The organism is Micromonospora sp. NPDC047465 (assembly GCF_040643125.1).
Taxonomy (GTDB): Bacteria; Actinomycetota; Actinomycetes; order Mycobacteriales; family Micromonosporaceae; genus Micromonospora.
Genome location: NZ_JBEYTP010000033.1, coordinates 59,935 through 79,184, shown reverse-complemented (window position 1 = coordinate 79,184; position 19,250 = coordinate 59,935). Strand labels below are relative to the sequence as shown.

15 protein-coding genes are annotated in these 19,250 nt (G+C 71.7%); 10 read left to right on the top strand and 5 right to left on the bottom strand.

Translation table 11 applies throughout. The features are described 5' to 3' along the window. Positions 1 to 165: 165 nt before the first annotated feature. On the bottom strand, positions 166 to 1,557 hold the full coding sequence (locus ABZ793_RS25575; RefSeq protein ID WP_357461748.1) for a Gfo/Idh/MocA family oxidoreductase: 1,392 nt from the start codon (positions 1,555 to 1,557) through the stop codon (positions 166 to 168). A 637-nt stretch (positions 1,558 to 2,194) separates the two neighbouring features. Here ABZ793_RS25575 and ABZ793_RS25570 point away from each other — a divergent pair. Genes ABZ793_RS25570 through ABZ793_RS25555 form a run of 4 tightly spaced genes read left to right on the top strand, consistent with a single transcriptional unit; the run spans position 2,195 to position 6,132 of the window. Continuing rightward, positions 2,195 to 3,427, top strand: coding sequence for an extracellular solute-binding protein (locus ABZ793_RS25570; RefSeq protein WP_357461747.1), 1,233 nt, complete (start codon positions 2,195 to 2,197; stop codon positions 3,425 to 3,427). A gap of 37 nt (positions 3,428 to 3,464) precedes the next feature. After that, positions 3,465 to 4,391 (top strand): sugar ABC transporter permease, encoded by a 927-nt coding sequence (locus ABZ793_RS25565; protein WP_357461746.1) that lies wholly within the window; start codon positions 3,465 to 3,467, stop codon positions 4,389 to 4,391. Between the two features lie 5 nt (positions 4,392 to 4,396). Continuing rightward, positions 4,397 to 5,302 carry a carbohydrate ABC transporter permease gene (locus ABZ793_RS25560; RefSeq protein WP_357461745.1) on the top strand — a complete coding sequence of 302 codons (906 nt, stop codon included), beginning with the start codon at positions 4,397 to 4,399 and terminating at the stop codon, positions 5,300 to 5,302. Positions 5,303 to 5,343: 41 nt separating this feature from the next. After that, a complete protein-coding gene (locus tag ABZ793_RS25555; RefSeq protein WP_357461752.1) occupies positions 5,344 to 6,132 on the top strand; it encodes a DeoR/GlpR family DNA-binding transcription regulator in 789 nt (262 codons plus the stop codon). 82 nt (positions 6,133 to 6,214) lie between these two features. Here ABZ793_RS25555 and ABZ793_RS25550 read toward each other — a convergent pair whose 3' ends face one another. After that, on the bottom strand, positions 6,215 to 8,521 hold the full coding sequence (locus ABZ793_RS25550) for a hypothetical protein (RefSeq protein WP_357461744.1): 2,307 nt from the start codon (positions 8,519 to 8,521) through the stop codon (positions 6,215 to 6,217). Between the two features lie 231 nt (positions 8,522 to 8,752). On the opposite strand from ABZ793_RS25550, the gene ABZ793_RS25545 reads away from it, so the two are divergent. The 5 genes from ABZ793_RS25545 to ABZ793_RS25525 all read left to right on the top strand — a co-directional run bounded on the left by ABZ793_RS25545 (position 8,753) and on the right by ABZ793_RS25525 (position 13,742). Further along, complete coding sequence (locus ABZ793_RS25545; protein ID WP_357461743.1) at positions 8,753 to 9,484, top strand: FCD domain-containing protein; 732 nt, start codon at positions 8,753 to 8,755, stop codon at positions 9,482 to 9,484. Positions 9,485 to 9,552: 68 nt separating this feature from the next. Further along, entirely contained in the window at positions 9,553 to 10,497 is a 945-nt protein-coding gene (locus ABZ793_RS25540; RefSeq protein WP_357461742.1) for an NAD(P)-dependent oxidoreductase, read from the top strand. Positions 10,498 to 10,514: 17 nt separating this feature from the next. Beyond that, entirely contained in the window at positions 10,515 to 11,837 is a 1,323-nt protein-coding gene (locus ABZ793_RS25535; RefSeq protein WP_357461741.1) for an MFS transporter, read from the top strand. A 19-nt stretch (positions 11,838 to 11,856) separates the two neighbouring features. After that, positions 11,857 to 12,750, top strand: coding sequence for a transketolase (locus tag ABZ793_RS25530; RefSeq protein ID WP_357461740.1), 894 nt, complete (start codon positions 11,857 to 11,859; stop codon positions 12,748 to 12,750). Beyond that, positions 12,747 to 13,742: a transketolase C-terminal domain-containing protein gene (locus tag ABZ793_RS25525; RefSeq protein ID WP_357461739.1), complete on the top strand. Its 996-nt coding sequence runs from the start codon at positions 12,747 to 12,749 to the stop codon at positions 13,740 to 13,742. Before ABZ793_RS25530 ends, ABZ793_RS25525 begins: the two co-directional genes overlap by 4 nt. Positions 13,743 to 13,872: 130 nt before the next feature. Here ABZ793_RS25525 and ABZ793_RS25520 read toward each other — a convergent pair whose 3' ends face one another. After that, entirely contained in the window at positions 13,873 to 14,910 is a 1,038-nt protein-coding gene (locus ABZ793_RS25520; RefSeq protein WP_357461738.1) for a hypothetical protein, read from the bottom strand. Between the two features lie 338 nt (positions 14,911 to 15,248). Between ABZ793_RS25520 and ABZ793_RS25515 the strand changes: the two genes are divergently transcribed. Next, positions 15,249 to 16,472 carry a hypothetical protein gene (locus tag ABZ793_RS25515; protein ID WP_357461737.1) on the top strand — a complete coding sequence of 408 codons (1,224 nt, stop codon included), beginning with the start codon at positions 15,249 to 15,251 and terminating at the stop codon, positions 16,470 to 16,472. A 113-nt stretch (positions 16,473 to 16,585) separates the two neighbouring features. Here ABZ793_RS25515 and ABZ793_RS25510 read toward each other — a convergent pair whose 3' ends face one another. Both ABZ793_RS25510 and ABZ793_RS25505 read right to left on the bottom strand, forming a co-directional pair. Then, positions 16,586 to 18,211 (bottom strand): anibiotic ABC transporter, encoded by a 1,626-nt coding sequence (locus tag ABZ793_RS25510; RefSeq protein ID WP_357461736.1) that lies wholly within the window; start codon positions 18,209 to 18,211, stop codon positions 16,586 to 16,588. Next, positions 18,208 to 19,149 carry an ABC transporter ATP-binding protein gene (locus tag ABZ793_RS25505; protein ID WP_357461735.1) on the bottom strand — a complete coding sequence of 314 codons (942 nt, stop codon included), beginning with the start codon at positions 19,147 to 19,149 and terminating at the stop codon, positions 18,208 to 18,210. The genes ABZ793_RS25510 and ABZ793_RS25505 overlap by 4 nt, the downstream gene beginning before the upstream one ends. Positions 19,150 to 19,250: the final 101 nt, after the last annotated feature.

Genomic DNA, 19,250 nt, shown 5'->3' with positions numbered 1-19,250 from the left:
GGCGGCTCCACCAAGCCTAACGCCTGCCGCAACGGGTTTCATCCCGAGCCCCGGGGGGGGGGGGGGCGGCGGCCCTGTCCCGGGAAAAAGAAGAATAAGAAAATAGCACCGCGGCCCGGGGGGGGGGGCGGGGGGGCCGGCGCGGCGCCGGTTGCGTCGAAGGAGCTAGTCCTTGTCGAGCCAGGGGTCCGCGGGCCTCGGCCGGTCGAACGTGGGCCGCGCCTCCTGCCAGTGCCCGCGGGTGAAGTCGGGCACCTTGACCGGGTGCATCCGGCCGGTCTTCAACGACTCGTGGCTGAGCGGGATCACCGAACACCAGGCCGCCGAGTCGTAGACATCGATGTCGGGGGTCATGCCGAGCCGCATCGTCTGGACCAGGCGCCAGATGGAGATGAAGTCGCCGCCGCCGTGGCCGCCGTACTGGCTGGCCAACTGCTCCAGCGTCGGCCACAACCAGTGGTCGTGCTGGCGCAGGATGGTGTTGTACTCGGTGCCGCTCCGCCAGGTGTGGTTCTTGTGGCCGAGCGACTCGAGGTAGATCCGGGCGTTGTCGACCTCGATGGACCCTCGGGTGCCGGTGAGCGTGGTCTCCCGGCTGTACGGGTGCGGCGAGTTGACGTCGTGCTCGATCCGGATGAAGCGACCGCTGGTGGTGGTGACGAAACAGGTGTGCCGGTCGCCGGAGATGTAGGGGGCGTCGTCCCACGACGAGTGGTCGGAGCCGACCCGGGGGTCCTCCTCGCGGAAGAGGGCCAGCGCCTTGGGCAGGGACGCAACCGCGATCAGTTCCTCGAACCGGTCGCCGCGGTTGATGCCCAGGGTGGCCGACACCGGCCCCAGGCCGTGGGTCGGGTAGTGCGAGGCGTTCATTCTGGTCTGCCACCGGCGCCGCCAGTGCTCCGGGTGGTAGGCGCCGCCGAACAGGTACGGCCAGCGCAGGTCGTGGACGTACCCGCCGGAGGCGTGCTGCAGGTCGCCGAACAGCCCCCGGTGGGCCATGTTGAACATGGCCATCTCGGGCCGGAAGTAGTTGACGTTCTCCAGCAGGATGCAGTGCTTCCTGGTCCGTTCCGAGGTGCGGACGAGGTCCCAGATCTGGTCCAGGTACGGCGCGATCGGCAGTTCGACGGCGACGTGCTTGCCGTGCTCCATGGCCGCCTTCGCCATGGGGTAGTGCCACTCCCAGGGGGTGGCGATGTAGACGAGGTCGATGTCGTCGCGGCGGAGGAGGTTGAGGTAGTCCTCCTCGCCGGCGGAGTAGCCGACCGGCGCGGTGTCCTGGAAACCCTGCCGCATGATCCGGCCGACGGTGCGGTTGACCCGCTCGGGGCGGATGTCGCAGACGGCGGTGATCGTCGAGACGGCGGCGAACCGCAGGTCCTGGCCGCCGCCGCGTTCGCCGAGACCGATGAGCCCGACGCGGACCTGGTCGAAGCCTTCGAACGGCACATTGGTCATGCTCTTTTCGCCGTTTCCGCGCTCGGGCGCGGCGTCGCCGGGGTCGGCCGCGGCGGGGGCGCCGACGGCGCCGCCGAGGCCGGCGGCGGCGCCGAGCACGACACCGGATCGGAGCAGGTCACGACGGGACGGATTGAATTCAGGCGTTGGGACCACAGTGATCACTCCTCGATGACGGAGCCTGATCGAACTTGCCTACTTGCCATGGCTGTTGAGCAGTGTCAATCAAACGTTCATCGATGGCAAGGGGCAGTCCGCCATGTCTGGGCGCCCATGCGCGGATCGTGCGGACAGCATTGCTGAACGAGGAGGCGACCATTTACGCTCGGATCCCTGCCAGACCGCGCGGTTTCGCGCGGACGAGGTGCGTCGTGGGCTGCCCCGCCAGGGTGCCACGCACGCCGGCGGTGAGGGCGACGTTCAGCGCCGTACCGAAGTCAGCCGGAGCTGGTCGACCCGCGTCGTCGTCTGGTACCGGCACGGAGGCGATGGCCGTCACGGTCGCCCACTTCTGCCCGGCCGTGGCCGGCGAGCGGGATCCACAGGCGTCGGTGTCCGTCGCGCATCGACCGTGACCGAATCGTGAGCGGTTGGTCTTGACGCTCATCGGCGAGCATCGCAGAATCCCTGCTACAGCACGATCGTGAGAGGTTCATGGGCTAACCAGTCAGGAACGAGCAGCGACCGCGCGCGTCTGATCACGGCTGTTCACGTTCCGTCCCTTGTGGAGGCAGAAGTGAAACGATTCCTGCGTACGACGGCGGCGCTCGCGATCACCGGCCTGGCCCTGACCGCCTGCGGGTTCGGCGGCAAGGACGAGGCGAGCGGTGACAGCAAGACGGTGTCGCTGCTCGTCCCCAGCTACAGCACCGGCACCAAGGCCCTCTGGGAGGGCATCATCGCCGACTTCCAGGCCAAGAACCAGGGCATCACCGTCAACCTCGAGATCCAGTCCTGGGACAACATCAACGACGTCATCCGCACCAAGGTGCAGGCGAACTCCGCGCCGGACATCCTCAACATCGACGCGTTCTCCGGCTTCGCCGCCGACGACCTGCTCTACCCGGCCAGCGAGGTCCTCTCCCCCGAGACCCTGAGCGACTTCCAGGACTCCTTCGCCAAGAACGCCTCGATCGACGGCACCATGTACGGCCTGCCGATGATCGCCTCGGCCCGCACCCTCTTCTACAACCAGGACGTGTTCACCAGGGCCGGCGTGGCCAAGCCCCCGGCGACCTGGCAGGAACTGTATGACGCGGCGCAGAAGATCAAGGGGCTCAACGCCGGCGTCTACGGCTACGGCATGCCGCTGGGCAGCGAGGAGGCCCAGGCGGAGACGTCGATCTGGGTCTTCGGCAACGGCGGCTCGTGGAACGAGGGCGACAAGATCACCGCGAACAGCCCCCGCAACCTCGAGGCGGTGCAGTTCATGAAGCGGATGATCGACGCGGGGTTGACCCAGCCCGATCCCGGCGCGAGCGACCGCACCCCGATGCTGGACGTGTTCATCCAGGGCAAGATCGCCATGGCCGTGGGGCTGCCGCCCACGGTGGGGCAGATCGCGCAGAAGAACCCGAGCCTCAAGTACGGGACCGCGCCGATTCCGACCCGCGACGGGCAGCCGATGACCCTCGGGGTGGCCGACCACCTCATGGCGTTCAAGAACGACGGCAGCAAGCGGGAGGCGGTCAAGGCGTTCCTGGACCATTTCTACAGCGCCGAGGTCTACAAGAAGTTCGTCGACACCGAGGGCTTCCTGCCCACCACCAAGTCGGGGGCCGAGGCGCTGAAGGACAAGAAGGAGATCGCCAGCTTCCTGCAGGTCCTGCCGGGCGCCCGGTTCTACCCGAGCACCAACTCCCGCTGGGCGGCCACGCAGGGCGCGATCCAGAGCCAGATCGGCCAGATCGGGCAGGGCAAGGATCCGCAGGCGGTACTGAGCGACATCCAGGCCAAGGCCGACGCCTGACGGTGCGGCGCCCGTACGCATTCCGATCGAGGACACGATGAGCGAGCAGACCAGGCAGGCGCCAGCGCCGACCGGCAGGTCCGCGCGAGCGGCCCACCGGCAGTTGGCGACGGCCCTGCCCTGGCTGCTGCCCGCGCTGGGCCTGATCGTCACGATCGTCCTGTTCCCCGCCGCCTACATGGTGTGGACGTCCTCGCGGGACGTCTCGCAGGCCGGAGTCGACCGCGGCCCGGCGGGGCTGGACAACTACGCCGCGCTGCTGAACGCCCCCGCGCTGGGGCGGGTGTTCGGCAACACCGTGATCTGGGTGATCGGTGTGGTCGCGGTGACGCTGCTGATCTCCCTGGCCCTGGCCCAGTTCCTGAACCACGCCTTCCCCGGTCGGCGCCTGGTCCGGCTGGCGGTGATCGTGCCGTGGGCGGCCAGCGTCGTCATGACCTCCACCGTCTTCTACTACGCCCTCGACCCGTTCTACGGGATCGTCAACCAGTTCCTGGTGGACCTCGGCATCCTCGACGCCGGGTTCGGGTTCACCCGTCGACCGGTGCCCGCGTTCGTGGTGTCCATGGTGGTGGCCGTCTTCGTGTCCCTTCCGTTCACCACCTACACCCTCCTCGCCGGGTTGCAGATGGTGCCCGAGGACGTGGTCGAGGCGGCCCGGATGGACGGCGCCGGGCCCGGCCGCGTCTACCGCAGCATCATCCTGCCCACCCTGCGGCCCGCGATCGCCGTCGCGGTGCTCATCAACATCATCAACGTGTTCAACTCCCTGCCCATCCTGCGCACGATGACCGGCAGCATCCCCGGGTACGACGCGGACACCACGACGACGCTGATCTTCAAGTACATCCAGCAGGACCGTCAGGTCGACCTCGCCAGCGCGCTCAGCGTGGTGAACTTCCTGATCGTCCTCGCGGTGATCGGCATCTACCTGGCGGCTCTGCGGCCGATGAGAGACGAGTAGCCGTGGTGACGACGACCCCAGACACGACCGACCGGCAGGTAGGCGCGGGCGCCGCGGGCGCGCGCCGGGGCAACCGACCCCGGAGGCGGGGCGGCCGGCGGTGGCTCAAGACGACGGCGGGCGCGGTGGTGGCGCTGGTGTTCCTCGCGCCGTACCTGGTGATGCTCGTCGGGTCCTTCAAGCGGCACGCGGAGATCCTGCGCATCCCGCCCACCTACCTGCCGACGGAGTGGATCCCGTCCAACTACGCCACCATGTGGTCCACGCCGGAGACACCGCTGCCGTACAACCTCGTCTCCACCCTCGTCATCTCCGTCTGCGGCACCCTGCTGGTGCTCGCGGTCGCCCTGCCCGCCGCCTACTACACGGCCAAGCACCGGTTCCCCGGCCGCGGCGTCTTCCTCCTGCTGGTACTGGCCACGCAGATGCTCCAGCCGACCGTGCTGGCGCCGGGACTGTTCCGGCAGTTCCTGGCGGTCGGCCTGGACGACACCTGGCTGGCGATGATCCTCGTCAACGCCGCCTTCAACCTGAGCTTCGCCGTGTGGATCATGCACAGCTTCTTCTCCGGCATACCCAAGGAGATCGACGAGGCGGCGATGATGGACGGCGCCGGCAAGCTGCAGACGCTGCGCCGGGTGACCCTGCCCCTGGTGTGGCCCGGCATCGTCACCGCCATCATCTTCACCTTCGTCGCCTGCTGGAACGAGTTCGCGGCGAGCCTGGTCGTCCTGACCACGGCGGAGAACCAGCCCCTGTCGGTGGCGATCACGAAGTTCGTCGGCCAGTACGACTCCGCCTGGCACTACGTCTTCGGCGTCTCGGTCGTCAGCATCATTCCCGTGGTCCTCCTCTTCGCCGCGGTCGAGAAGCGCCTGGTCGCCGGTCTCACGGCGGGAGCCGTCAAGTGACCTCCACCGACACCACGACGGGGGCCACCGCGTCGGGCGGGATGGCGGACCGCTCCCGCCGGCTGCAGGCGTTGCTGGAGATCCTGGCCGCGCAGGGCGGGCGGCTCTCCGTCGTCGAGGCCGCCAACGCGCTGCGGGTCTCCGAGGCGACCGTCCGCCGTGATTTCACCGCTCTGGCCGAGCAGCAGCTGGTGACCCGTACCCACGGTGGCATCGTGGCCAGCTCCGTCGCCTACGACCTGCCCGTCCGCTACCGCTACCGCGGCGACGACAGCACCAAGGAACGCATCGCCGCAGCCGCCGCCGAACTCGTCGAACCGGGCAGCGTCGTCGGGTTGAACGGCGGCACCACGACGTCGGCCACCGCCCGTCATCTCGCCGCGCGACCCGACCTGACCCAGGCCACCCACCGGCCGGCCCTGACCGTGGTGACCAACGCGCTGAACATCGCCACCGAGATGGTGCTGCGGCCGTACCTGCGCACCGTCATCCTCGGCGGGGTCGCCCTGCCCCAGTCGTACGAGCTGACCGGGCCGCTGACCAGCATGGTGATGCAGTCCCTGTGGTTGGACGTCCTCTTTCTCGGGGTGGACGGGTTCTCCACCGAGGGGACGTCCTGCCATGACGAGAGTGAGGCGGGCATCGACGCGTTGATGGTCAACCGGGCGCGGCAGGTGGTGGTCGTCGCCGGCTCCGAGAAGCTCGGCCGCCACTCCTTCGCGAAGATCTGTGACGCCGCCGCGGTGGACACGCTGGTGACCGACGGCGCCGCGGACGAGAAGATCGTGGCGGATCTGCGGGCATCAGGTGTCACCGTGCACCTGACCTGACCCGCCGACGTCCGGTGCGCACCGGCGGCCCCGCGTCAGCCGGTCCGCGGGGCGGCGCGGCCACGGGCGACGCCGGCCCGGGCTACCGCGACCGCGCGGGCGGGAGGGGCAGTTCTGCGGCGTAGCGGTCGACCAGGTCCCAGACGCGGGGGTCGGCCCAGTAGCCGGAGTGGCGGCCGAGGACGGGTGGCTGCTGGCCGTGCACGTACCAGGCGGTCGGTGGATCGGTGAGCAGTTGGTCGACGTCGTTCGCCGGGTCGTCCGGGAAGATCGGACCGCCGATGAAGTCGGTCTCGTAGTAGAAGTTCCGCCACCGCCACACCGTGGGCCGGTCCGCGCCCAGCGCCCCGTCGGCGAAGTAGGCGGGGAAGCCCCAGGCGTACAGCTTGGTCAGCGGGCTGCCGAAGGTGACCAGCGCGACGTGACCGGCGGGCCGGCCCTCGTGCTGCGGCCGGCTCTTCTCCTGAAGGAGCGCGGCGACCGCCATGACGGTGCCCTGGCTGTGCGCGGCCAGCACCACCGCGCCGCCGTGGTCGTGGACGCGCCACAGCCGGCGTTGCAGGTCCGGCACGGCGCGTTCGGTGTACGACGGCGGGGCGAGCGGATGGTAGGCGCGGGGCCAGAAGGTGCCGATGTCCCACAGCACGCCGAGGTGGCGGCGGTCCGCCAGCCCGCGCCAGCCCCGCAGCATCAGGGTCAGCACCGCCACCGGTGCCCCGGCGGCGAGCCAGGTCGACACGGTGAGCGCGCCGCGCGGCGCCCACGGCAGCGAGTGGTGGACCCCGGCGGTGAACAGCACGTACCCGAAGACGGCGAGGGCGGCGACGGTCAGGAGGCTGAACAGCAGGTCGACGTCCCGGGCCAGCACGGCCAACTGCCGGCCCCGGGCGATCCGGGCCGTCCAGCCGCCGGGCCATGCTCGGCTGTGGCGCGCCGGCTCGTTCAGGGCGGACGCGTCCCAGGCGCTCGGCGGATCCGGTGTCGACAGTGCGGCGTACTCGTCGTGGATGCGCCGGCGGCGGTCGGGGCTGGCCGCCCGCCACAGCACCACCGCCTGCACCAGCGCGAAGCCCACCACGATCGCGATCGGCAGCAGCGTCAGGTAGGGCGTGAGGGCGTAGACCATGTCGTAGACGTAGAGCCGGTCGGGGCGGCCGTCGCCGGTGCCGGGGTTGGAGACCGTGCCGAGCAGGTCGGCGACGCGGATCATCGTGCCGACCCCGACCGCGTTGAGCACCACCGCCGCCAGCACGGTCAGCGCGAACGGGCCGGCGTAGCGGAACGCCCCGCGCCGGTGGCCGTTGACGGCGGCCGACGCGAGCACGGCCGCCGTCGCGCCGAGGCAGAGGGCGTACGTCCAGTCCACCGCCGTCTGCATGCCCGGCAGCGGCGCCCACCGGTCGGCCCCCGGCGGGGCGACCGCCGGCTGTGCCAGCGCGACGACCACCGCCCCGGTCACCGCCAGCAGGCCGAGACCGGTGACGGAGAGCGCCGCCGCCCGCCCGATCCGGGCCGGCGTCAGCAGGAGCACCGCGCCCAGGCCGGCCGCCGCCGCGAGCCAGGTCACCAGGGTCGCCAGTCCGTCGTACGCCGGCACCACACCCGCCGCCAGGGGGATCGACCGGGCGGTGTACGCGGTGATCCAGCCGACGAAGCCGCAGCCCGCGCCCAGGTGCAGCAGCGCGAGCCGGGCGACGCTGCCGCCGCCGTTCCAGAAGTCGGGGTCGGTCAGGCCCACCCCGGGCCGGGCGGGCGTCACGTCGCTCATCGCCCGCGGCGACTCACCCCGTTGCGGCGGCGGCACCTGCTCGTAGCGGGACAGCGACCGGCCGCTGAGGGCCAGCAGCCCGATCGCGACCAGCAACGGCACCAGGGCGCCGACGAGGACCCGCCGCGCCGGATGGTCGACGAACCCTCCCGTGTGCAGCCACCGCAGCCACCACCGGTCGGCGCAGGCGACGCGGACACCGCACTGGTAGGCGACGACGTCCATCGTGGTCATCGCGACGAGCAGCAGCAGGTTGACCGTCAGGCCCAGCGCCGCCCAGCGGACCACGGCGCGGTGCACCCGGAACCGGAGCGCGCCGCGCCACGCCGTCGGCGTGCACATCCAGCCCGCGACGTTGACCAGCGTGAACGGCAGCAGCAGCAACCACAGCGCACGGGTGGCGCTGCGCGACGTCAGCCCACCCCAGGAGTACGCCTCGACGTGGCGCCCCTTGACGTCGGCGGTGCGGAAGAAGCCGGCCACCCCGTCGCCGGAGACGAGTTGCGGTGCCACGTCGGCGAGCAGGTTCTCCGGTGTCGTGCCCCCGACCCCGTGCAGCCGCAGTTCCGTCACGCCGTCGAGCGCGACGGCCGGTGGCACCAGACCCGAGGGCCGCGCCACCGGACGGGCATCGTGCTTCTGCACCGGCATCTCGAACCGACCCCAACGGCGACTACCCCAAGTCACGGACAGCCTACTCCACGTGTCCGACTCACCCTCGGCCGATGGCGCCGCCGGGGCACACCCGCCCCACGCCCGCGGCAGAAAGGTTGGACCAATTTGTTGACGTGCACGTAACGCCGACATAACCTCGGGGCATTGGTACGACCAATCTCACACGGAGGTGGGCGGATGGGCACCGACCTGGCGCTGCTGGTGCAGAGCCTCGCCGAGCGGGCGAACCCCGAGCCGCAGACCGGCCGCCTCCGGCTGCCCACCGAGCGCGAGCTGGTCGCGTCGCTGGACGTCAGCCGGGGCGCGCTGCGGGAGCAACTGTCGATGCTGGAGATCCTCGGCTTCCTCGACCGTACGCAGGGCCGGGGTTCCTACCTCGACGTGCCCGACGCCAGCTTCATCCAGCTCTACTTCGACCTCTGCCGGCAACTCGGTCACCTGAGCAACGACCAGTTCACCTCCGCGCGGGAGATGCTGGAGGTGTCGGTCGCGGAGGCCGCCGCCCGGATGGCCACGGCCGACGACGTCGACGCCCTGCGGGGCCTGGTCGACGAGATGGTCCAGGCCAGCGCCGCCGGTGAGGACGACCGCGCCCTGGAGGCGGACCTGGAGTTCCACCGCCGGCTCTACCGGATCGTCGACAACCCGATCTTCACGCTGCTGCACGACGGCCTGAGCCACGCGCTGCGCAGCGAGGTGGTCGAGCGCCGTCGACGCGCCGTCGAGCGGGAACCCCTCCAGACGGGCAAGACCCGGGTGATCGACACCGTGCACTACGGAATCGTGGAGGCGATCGGCGAGCGCGACGGCGAGGGCGCCCGGATCGCGATGCGCCGGCACTTCACGGTCTGGTCCTCCCTCACCGCCTCCCCTGACGCCGGTGCGCCGGACGGGAAGCCCGGCCGGTAGGCCCGCCACCTACCGCCCACAGAACTGCACACCCCACCCGTGACGCGGCGATCCCGGCCGCGCACCGGGTGGCTGCTACCCGAAACAGCCTGACCGCACAGGGCGCCACCCGGCGCCGGACCGGAGGGACAGCGATGAGCAACCCCAGCGTCGTCTTCGTCGGCATCGGCGCCATCGGGCTGCCGATGGCGAGCCGACTGGTCGCCGCCGGCCACCCCGTGACCGGCGTGGACCCGGTGCCGGCCGCCCGGGAACGGGCCGCGACCGCCGGACTGACTGCCGTCGACCGGTTCGCCGCCGCGCCCCGGGCGGACTTCGTGGTGGTCATGGTCGCCACCCCCGCCCAGCTCGCGGACCTGGTCACCGAGGCGGTCGCCACGGACCTGACCGGGCAGCGGTGGATCGTGATGAGCACCGTGGGCCCGGACGCCGTACGCCAGGAGGCCGAGCGGCTCTCGGCGGCCGGTGCGCGGGTCGTCGACGTGCCCGTGACCGGCGGGGTGGCACGGGCCCGCACCGGCGAACTGACCCTGTTCGCCTCCGGCGCCGCGGCCGACGTCGACGCCGCCCGGGTCGTGCTCGACCGGTTCGGCACCGTCCGGCCGGTCGGCGCGACGGTCGGCGACGGCCAGGCGATCAAGGTGGTCAACCAGCACCTCTGCGCGGTGCACATCGTGGCGGCGGCCGAGGCGCTCGCCCTGGCCGGGCGGCTCGGGCTCGACCGGGAGCAGGTGCTGTCCCTGGTCGAGCAGGGCGCGGCCGGCTCCTGGATGCTCTCCGACCGCGGGCCCCGGATGCTGCAGGGCACCGACGTCGAGGTCACCAGCACGATCAACATCTTCGTCAAGGACAGCGGCCTCGTGGCCGCCGCCGCCCGTGCCGCCGATGCGGACACCCCGCTGCTGGACATCGCCCGGGCGCGCTACCAACAGGCCGCCGACGCCGGCCTGGCGACGCGCGACGACTCGCGCGTCATCGAGACATACCCGTCCCCCACCGACCCCCATCGGTAACAGCAAGGAGCAGGACAATGAGTGCTGCCACCGGCGTGGCCACACGCCCGGACAACCCCGGCAAGGTTTCCTTCGCCTCGATGATCGGCACGGCCGTCGAGAGCTACGACTTCTTCATCTACGGCACCGCCTCGGCGGCGTACTTCGGCACGGTCTTCTTCCACACCGAGGAGAAACTCGTCGGCGTGCTCGCGTCGTTCGCGACGCTGGCCATCGGCTTCCTCTTCCGCCCGCTCGGCGGCTACCTCGCCGGGCACTACGGTGACCGGCTGGGCCGCAAGACCATCCTGATGTGGTCGCTGGTCGTCATGGGCGTGGCGACCGTCCTGGTCGGCGTGCTGCCGACGTACGCCCAGGCGGGCGTGATCGCGCCGATCCTGCTGATCCTGCTGCGGATCGTCCAGGGCATCGGCTTCGGCGCCGAGTGGGGTGGCGCGGTCCTGATGGCCGTCGAGCACGCCCCCGCCCGGCGCCGCGGCTTCTTCGGCGCGGTGCCGCAGATCGGCATCCCCGCCGGGCTGCTGCTGGCCAACGGCGCCTTCCTGCTCAGCGAGGCGCTGTTCGAGGGCAGCTGGGTGTGGCGCGCGCCGTTCCTGTTCTCCATCGTGATGGTCGCCGTCGGCCTGTTCATCCGGATGCGGGTCGCCGAGTCCCCCGACTTCACCGAGATGAAGGCGAACAACGAGATCCGCAAGGCCCCGGCGCTGGAGGTCATCCGGCGGGACTGGCGGGTCATCCTCAAGATCGTCACCCTGCGCCTGGCGGAGACCGGCGGCTACTACGTCACCACCAGCTTCATGCTCTCGTACGTCGTGCTGGCCGAGCTGACCGACAAGCAGAACGTGCTGATCGGCACCATGGTCGGCTCCGCCCTCGGCCTCGGCAGCCACCTGCTCTTCGGCGCGCTCTCCGACCGCGTCGGCCGCAAGCCGGTCTTCCTGATCGGCTCCGTCTTCACCATCGCCTTCGGCATCCCGATGTTCCTGCTGATCAACACCGGGGCGGTCATCATGGTGATCGTCGCGGTGGCCCTGGGGCTGCTGCTCAGCCACGACCCGATCTTCGCCGTCGAGTCGTCCTGGTTCTCCGAGCAGTTCCCCCGCGACGTCCGGTCCTCGGGCATCTCGCTGGGATACAACGGGGCCTCCCTGGTCGCCGGGCTGCTGCCCTTCGGGGCGACCGCCCTCTACGGCTGGATCGGCTGGATCGGGCCGGCGGTGCTGTTCGTCCTGCTCGGCGTCGTCTCGACGGCCGCCGCCGCCTTCACGCCCGAGACCGCACCGGCCAAGGTCGGCGACCCTCAGGCCACACCGGCCAAGTCCCAGCCAGCCCTCGTCTGATCCGAAGGACGTGAACAACGTGACCACCATCAGCGAACCGCGATCCGACGCCCGGCTCGCCCTGCCGGCCCGGGCCGCGCGGGTGCGCGACGCGGCGTACCGGATGCGACACCACATCCTCGACATGGGCGAGGCACAGGGGCAGGGCTACGTCGGGCAGGCGCTCGGCGCCGCCGACCTGCTGGCCACCGTCTACGTCGACCAGCTGCGGCACCGGCCGGACGACGTGCACTGGCCGGACCGGGACCGGTTCCTGCTCTCCACCGGCCACTACGCCATCGCGCTCTACGCCGCCCTCGCCGAGGCGGGCGTGGTGCCCGTCGAGGAGCTGCAGACGTACGGCTCGGACGGCTCGCGCCTGCCGATGTCCGGCATGGCCTCGTACACCCCGGGGATGGAGATCTCCGGCGGCTCGCTGGGGCACGGGCTGACCGTCGCCGTGGGCATGGCGCTCGGCCTGCGCCACCAGGGCCGGGCGGCCCGGGTCGTCAACTTCCTCTCCGACGGAGAGCTGAACGAGGGCTCGACGTGGGAGGCCGCCATGGGCGCGGCACACCACCGGCTGGGCCACCTGACCGCGCTGGTCGACATGAACGCCCTCCAGGCCGACGGCAGGACGGAGTCCGTGCTCCAGATCGAGCCGGCCGAGCAGAAGTGGGCGGCGTCGGGCTGGTTCACGCAGCGGGTCGACGGCAACGACGTCGAGGCGCTGCTGGCGGCCTTCGACGCGGTCGCCGCGCAGGCCGAGTCGCACGGACGCCCCTCGGTGATCCTCTGCGACACCCGGATCGGGCGCGGCGTGCCGCTGCTGGAGACCCGCGAGAAGGCCCACTTCATGCGGATCGACGCGGACGAGTGGGAGCTGTGCCGCCAACAGCTGACGGCAGGACACCAGGCAGGAGAGGCACGATGACCAGCGCGACGGCACCGAAGCGACTCACCACGTCGGCGATGATCGCGTCCTTCGCCGACCCCGGGCAGAAGACCGCGGACGCGCCCTTCGGCCACGCCCTGGCCGCCCTCGCCGAGCAGGACCAGCGGGTCGTCGGGCTCACCGCCGACCTGGGCAAGTACACCGACATGCACATCTTCGCCAAGGCCCACCCGGAGCGGTTCTTCCAGATGGGCATGGCCGAGCAGCTGCTGCTGGGGGCGGCGGCGGGCATGGCCGAGGTCGGCCTGGTGCCGTTCGCCTCGACGTACGCGGTGTTCGCCGCGCGGCGGGCGTACGACTTCCTCTGCCTGGACATCGCCGAGCCGAACCTGAACGTCAACATCGTCGGGGGCCTGCCCGGCCTCACCACCGGGTACGGCCCCAGCCACCAGGCGACCGAGGACATCGCGATCTTCCGGGGCATGCCGAACCTGACCATCGTCGACCCGTGCGACTCGGTCGACATCGCGCAGGCGGTGCCCCAGCTCGCCGCGAGCGACGGGCCGACCTACCTGCGCCTGCTGCGCGGCAGGGTGCCGACGGTCCTCGACGAGTACGACTACACGTTCCGGCTCGGCAAGGCGGCCGTGCTGCGCGGCGGCGCCGACGTGGTGCTCGTCTCCAGCGGCCTGATGACGATGCGGGCGTTGCAGGCCGCGGAGCGGCTGGCCCGGCACCGGGTCGACGTGGCGGTCGTCCACACGCCGACGATCAAGCCGTTCGACAGCGAGACCGTCCTGGCCGAGGTCGACAGCGACCGGCTGGTGCTCACGCTGGAGAACCACACGGTGGTCGGCGGGCTCTTCGAGACGGTCGCCTCGGCCGTGGTCCGGGCCGGGCTCGGCAAGCGGGTCGTGCCGGTCGCGCTGCCGGACGAGTTCCTGGCCGCCGGCGCCCTGCCGACGCTGCACGACCGGTACGGCCTGGCCACCGACGCCGTGGTCGGGAAGGTCCTCGCCGAGCTGGGCTGAGCGAACGCTGCCGGCCGCGTCCGCGCGGCGTCCCGAGGTGGTTCCCGCCCGAACCCGGGGGCCACCTCCGGACGCCGCGCGGACCGCCGCCGCGGTGGATGTTGCGCCGCACGGACGCCGCGCCGCACGGTCAGAGATTCATCATGATGCCGTTGGTCAGCGAGGTCTGACCCTGCACACCGTCGATCTTGACCGGGCTGCCGGAGACGTGCTCGACGTAGACGCGCATCATGAACTGCCGCCCGCAGGTGCCGAGCACCGGCACGCTCGGCAGCGACAGGTAAGCCGTGTAGTGGTGGGCGTCGTCGAGAATCGTCTTCGCCGACAGGGCGGTGGTCGTCCTGTTGCAGGTGTGCGAGCCGTCGCCATCCATCTGGAGCACTTCGAGTCGGACGTTGACCACCGAGTGGCTACCGGACGTCCGCGCCAGCCGGTACGCCTCGGGCACCCGGTCGCAGGAGGCGGTGCCCTTGTAGCAGGTGGTCATGGTGACGTTGGCCAGCGCCTGGACGACGGTGGTGCTGGTGCCGACCGTCCACTTGTCGTGCGGAACGCCGGGCTCATAGAAGACGAACGCGGAGTCGGGCTGGCCGGGACCGATGTAGGTGCAGGTCGGCGAGGAGCCGATGCTGTCGCAGGCGGGGTTCTGCCACCAGTGCGCGCCGACCTGGTCGGTCTGGCTGGCCTCCAGCCAGGTGTAGCCACCGGCCACCGCGGTCAGCTGGTAGGTGAGGTCGGTGCGGCTGGTCGCCGTCCGGCCGTAGAGGCCGCACTGGTAGGAGCCGGCGCTCGGCGCGGTGAAGAGCAGGTCGACGTACAGGGGCAGGTGGCCGTCGATCGCGTAGGACGTGGTGTCGCTGCCCTCGTGGTTGCGCGACGAGGTGGCGGAGATGCCGACCTGCGTCCCCCCGCTGAGGCACTTGAGGGTGGCGTTCATCGCCACGATGACGGTCGTGCTGCTGGTCGCCTGAAGCCGCCCGCGCAGGTGGCGGGACTCGCCGGCGGCCAGGGTGAGGGTGGTGCCGACGATCAGGCGGTCGCCCCCCGGCGCGAAGTTCACCGGGCTGGAAAGTGTCGTCCGGGTGACCGGGCCCTTGTCGGCCTGCGCCACCCCGGGCGGAGCCAGGACAGCGAGGACAATCAATATCGGTGCCAAGAATCTGCGCATCGGTCCCCCGTGGACGTGTCGAGCCAGAGCAGGCGAGGAGCGGCGGCGGCCTTCCCACCGGAAGGCGCCAGCCGCCCCGGAGTCTAGCGCCATTCGGGCGACACGAGGGGCGCCCGATCCGCCGACACGGGCGCGAATAACGCATGCGGTGAACGAAAACAAGTCTCCCTCGATCCACCTAGGACATCTACGGTGAGCGATGTTGGCGTTACGGGGGACGCGACGAAGTTCAACGCTGTGCCCGCAGGGCGATCCCGCTCTCGCGGCCGGGCCAGCGGCTTTTCGACGATCCGTGCCGCCGGCGCAGGTGCACCTCGCGACTACCGGTTGGAGGCCGAATGCGTCGTCCTGTGTTGATTCTCGGTTCTGTCCTGCTGCTCCTGGCAGGAATGGGCCACCCTGCCGATGCCGCACCCGACGAGGCCCCGGGCCCCAGGGCGGGCGCGGGCACCCTCGCCGTGGACATCGACGCGGTGAGCCGCCAGAACGAACGGCTCGAAGCTCTGCTCGCCGGCCACCGGGCCGGATCCGGCGGCACCTACTTCGACGAGGCCACCGGGCAGCTCGTGGTCCGCTACGTCGACAACGCCGACGGCGCGTCCCTGAAGGCCCGTCTCGACGCCACGGCACGGCACGCCGGGGACGTCGGGATCCGGTTCGAGCGAACGACGACGTCGATCGACAGCCTGCGGGCCGCGGCGAGAAAGCTGGACGACAGCCGCGACTGGGCCGGCCCGCATGCGGGCCGGGTGCACCAGGTGACGCTGGACGAGCTGAGGGCGCAGCTCGTCATCCACGCGTCCGGCGAGGCCGGGCAGTTGACGGCCGCCGCCACCAGGGCGACCGGCTTCACGCCCCGGGTCAGCGTCACCGCCACCGGCATCGTCCAGCAGATCAGCCGGCGCAACGACGTCAGCCTCTACAACGGCGGCATGGCCCTCTGGAGCGGCAGTGACGGCTCGGGCAGCGACTCCGCCTTCTGCACGACCGGGTTCCGGATGACGCGCGGCGGCACCAACAGCAACTGGATGACGACCGCCGGCCACTGCGGCCCGAACGGCAGGATCTTCTGGCACAACGGCCGGGCGGTCGCCCGGGTGAGCTCCAACTACGAGCCGCTCGGCACGGACGTCGCCATGCTGGCGCCGTGGGTCGACGGCGAGGCGTTCAGCCGGTACATCTGGTTCGGCCCCACCAACACCAGCACCAAGCGGGGGGTCACGGGCAAGAACACCACGTGGCCGGCGGTCGGTTCGGCGGTCTACGTCTCCGGCGCGAACGGCGGCCTCGTCCACGGCCTCGTCACCTCCACCACGGAGACGTGCGCGGGCATGCGGATGGTGCAGGTGGACACCAGGACGGGGCACGCCAACGACGGCGCCACGCTCGGCGGCGACTCGGGGGCCCCGGTGGTCCGGTGGAACACCGCCACCTCCGACACCACCGACGTGGTCGCGGTCGGCAGCCACGCCTGCGGCGACGGCTACACCACCTCGTACTTCGTGCCCATCCACCAGGTGGAGGCGGCCACCGACGCCACCGTGGTCGTCGGCGGCAACTAGCCCACCACCAGCGAACGGGCAGCCCGCGTAGCCCTCCGGGTGCACGCGGTCCCCGGCGGTCGGCCGACCGCCGGGGACCGCGTCCCCCGCTTCGAGGCGCACGTGCCGTAGGGTCAACTCGGGACGTCGCGGCGGCGGAAGCCGGCCAGGCCGGCCGCCAGCAGCACCACCGCCACCCCCGTCAGCACGACCAGCGGCAGCGCCGCCAGGTCGACCGCCGGCACCGACGGCACGTGCGTGTACGGGGACAGGTTCAGCGCCGCCTGCGGCAGGTCGAGCACCGCGCCGAGCTGCCCGAGCAGCAGGAACCCGATCAGCGCCGCCCAGGACAGCGCCACCGACCAACGGGGCAGCAGCCCGAACAGCGCCGTCACCACCCCGACCACCACCAGCAGGGCCGGCAGCCGCACCAGCGCCGCCGCGCCCAGCTCGGCGGTCTTCCCGAGCGGGTCGCTGGTGACCAGGCCGTAGCCGAGCCCGGTGGTGAGGCCGCCCAGCAGCACCAGGGCGAGCGCGCCGAGCGTGGCGGCGACCACCTGGGTGGTCAGCCAGCGGGTGCGGCTGACGGCCGTGGCCAGGATCGCCTCCAGCGGGCCGCCGGCCTCGTCGCCGCGCGTGCGCAGCAGCGCCTGCACGACGTACGCCCCGATGGTCAGCGCGAACAGCCCCAGCATCGCCGCCAGGTACGCGTCGATCAGTTTCGCGCCACCGCCCATCGCGCTGATCGCCTCGGCGGCGGCCGGGTTCTCCTCGATCATGGCGTTGAACTCGTCCCCGGCGATGCCCATCGAGAACCCGAGCACCGCCACCCCGATCGCCCAGCCGAGCAGCGCGCCGCGCTGCAACCGCCAGGCCAGCCCGGCGGGGCTGAGCAGCCGGGGCGAGGCCGCCGCCGGCCCCCGTCGGGGCGCGACGAGCCCCGCGCCGACGTCCCGCCGCTCGGCGAGGGCGTAGGCGAGCGCCACGCCGGCGACCAGCAGCGCGACGGGCAGCGCGAGCACCCACCACCGTTCGCCGGCGAACGCACGGACCTGGTTGCCCCAGCCGAGCGGGGAGAGCCAGGACGGCCAGGCGCTGACCACGCGCACGCCGCCGTCGGTCTGCTCGCCGAGCACGTCGCCGGCCGCGCGGAGCAGGAAGGCGACCCCGACGGTCGCGGCGGCGAGCGCGTTGGCGCCCCGGGAGGTGACCGACACCTGGGCGGTGACCGCGGCGATGCCGGTGAAGGACACCCCGACGCCGCCGACGGCGGCCGCCGCCGCGACGGACCCGGTGAGCGGCAGGCCGGCGCCGGCCAGGGCCACGGCGAGCAGGGCCGCGGCCAGCACGTTCGCCGCGACGATGACCAGCAGGGCGGCGGTGAGCAGCGCGTACCGGCCGACGACGGAGGCGCCCAGCAGCTCCGCCCGGCCGGTCTCCTCGTTCTGCCGGGTGTGCCGGACCACCGCGAAGGTGCTCAGCAGCGCGGCGAGCAGGGCCAGCGTCACGTACGTCTCGGCGACCACCACCGCGCCGAGTTCGGTGCCGGCGATGGGGCCGTTGAACGCGCGGGCGACCAGGCTGGACGCCGACGTGGTGGCGTACCCGACCCGGGATGCCTCGTCCGGGTAGAACTCCTTGACGCTCCCGGCGAGGGCGTAGCCGAGCAGGGGCGTGCCGAACACCCAGACGGCGAGCCGGAGCCGGTCGCGGCGCAGCACGAGCCGGGCGAGCCGCCCGGTGCCGGTGAACGCGCTCATCGGGCGCCCGCCTGCCGCTCGGCGCCCGCCCGGTGACCGTTGGCGGCCACGGCCGCGCGCTCGTCGCCGTAGTGGCGCAGGAACAACTCCTCCAGGGTGGGCGGGGCGCTGGTCAGGGCGCGGACGCCGAAGCGGACGAGGTGCCCGAGCAGCTCGTCGAGGTGGGCGGGCTCGATCTCCAGGTGGATGCGGCCGTCGACCTCGCGCACCTCGTGGACGCCCGGCAGGGCCGCCAGGCCGGTCGCCGGCCGCGCGGTCTCGACCGTGACCGCCGTACGCGTGAGGTGGCGCAGCTCGGCGAGGGTGCCGGACTCGACGGCCCGGCCCTCGCGGATGATGCTGACCCGGTCGCAGAGCGCCTCGACCTCGGCCAGCACGTGGCTGGAGAGCAGCACGGTGGCGCCGTCGCGCTTGAGCTGGCGGACCTCGTCCTGGAACACCGCCTCCATCAGCGGGTCCAGCCCGGAGGTCGGCTCGTCGAGCACGTAGAGCTCGACGTCGGACGCGAAGGCCGCGACGATGGCCACCTTCTGCCGGTTGCCCTTTGAGTAGGTGCGGCACTTGCGCGTCGGGTCGAGGTCGAAGCGCTCCAGCAGGGCGTCGCGGCGGCGCCGGTCGAGCCCGCCGCGCAGCTTGCCGAACAGGTCGATCGCCTCGCCGCCGGAGAGGTTCGGCCACAGGTTCACGTCGCCCGGCACGTACGCCAGCCGGCGGTGCAGGGCGACCGCCTCCCGCCACGGGTCGGCGTCGAACACCCGCACGTCGCCCGCGTCGCGGCGCAGCAGGCCGAGCAGGATCCGGATGGTGGTGGACTTGCCGGAGCCGTTGGGGCCGAGGAAGCCGTGCACCTCCCCCGCCTCGACCCGCAGGTCCAGTCCGTCGAGCGCCCGCACGCTGCCGAACGTCTTGACGAGGTTGTCGATGGAGATGACGGGCATGACCCCTCCTGCCGCTGGCGGTGCCGACCGTCCCCACTGTACTGACCGACGGTCAGTCGAATCAACGGTGATGTCACCCACCGGTCAGACGCGGCTACGCT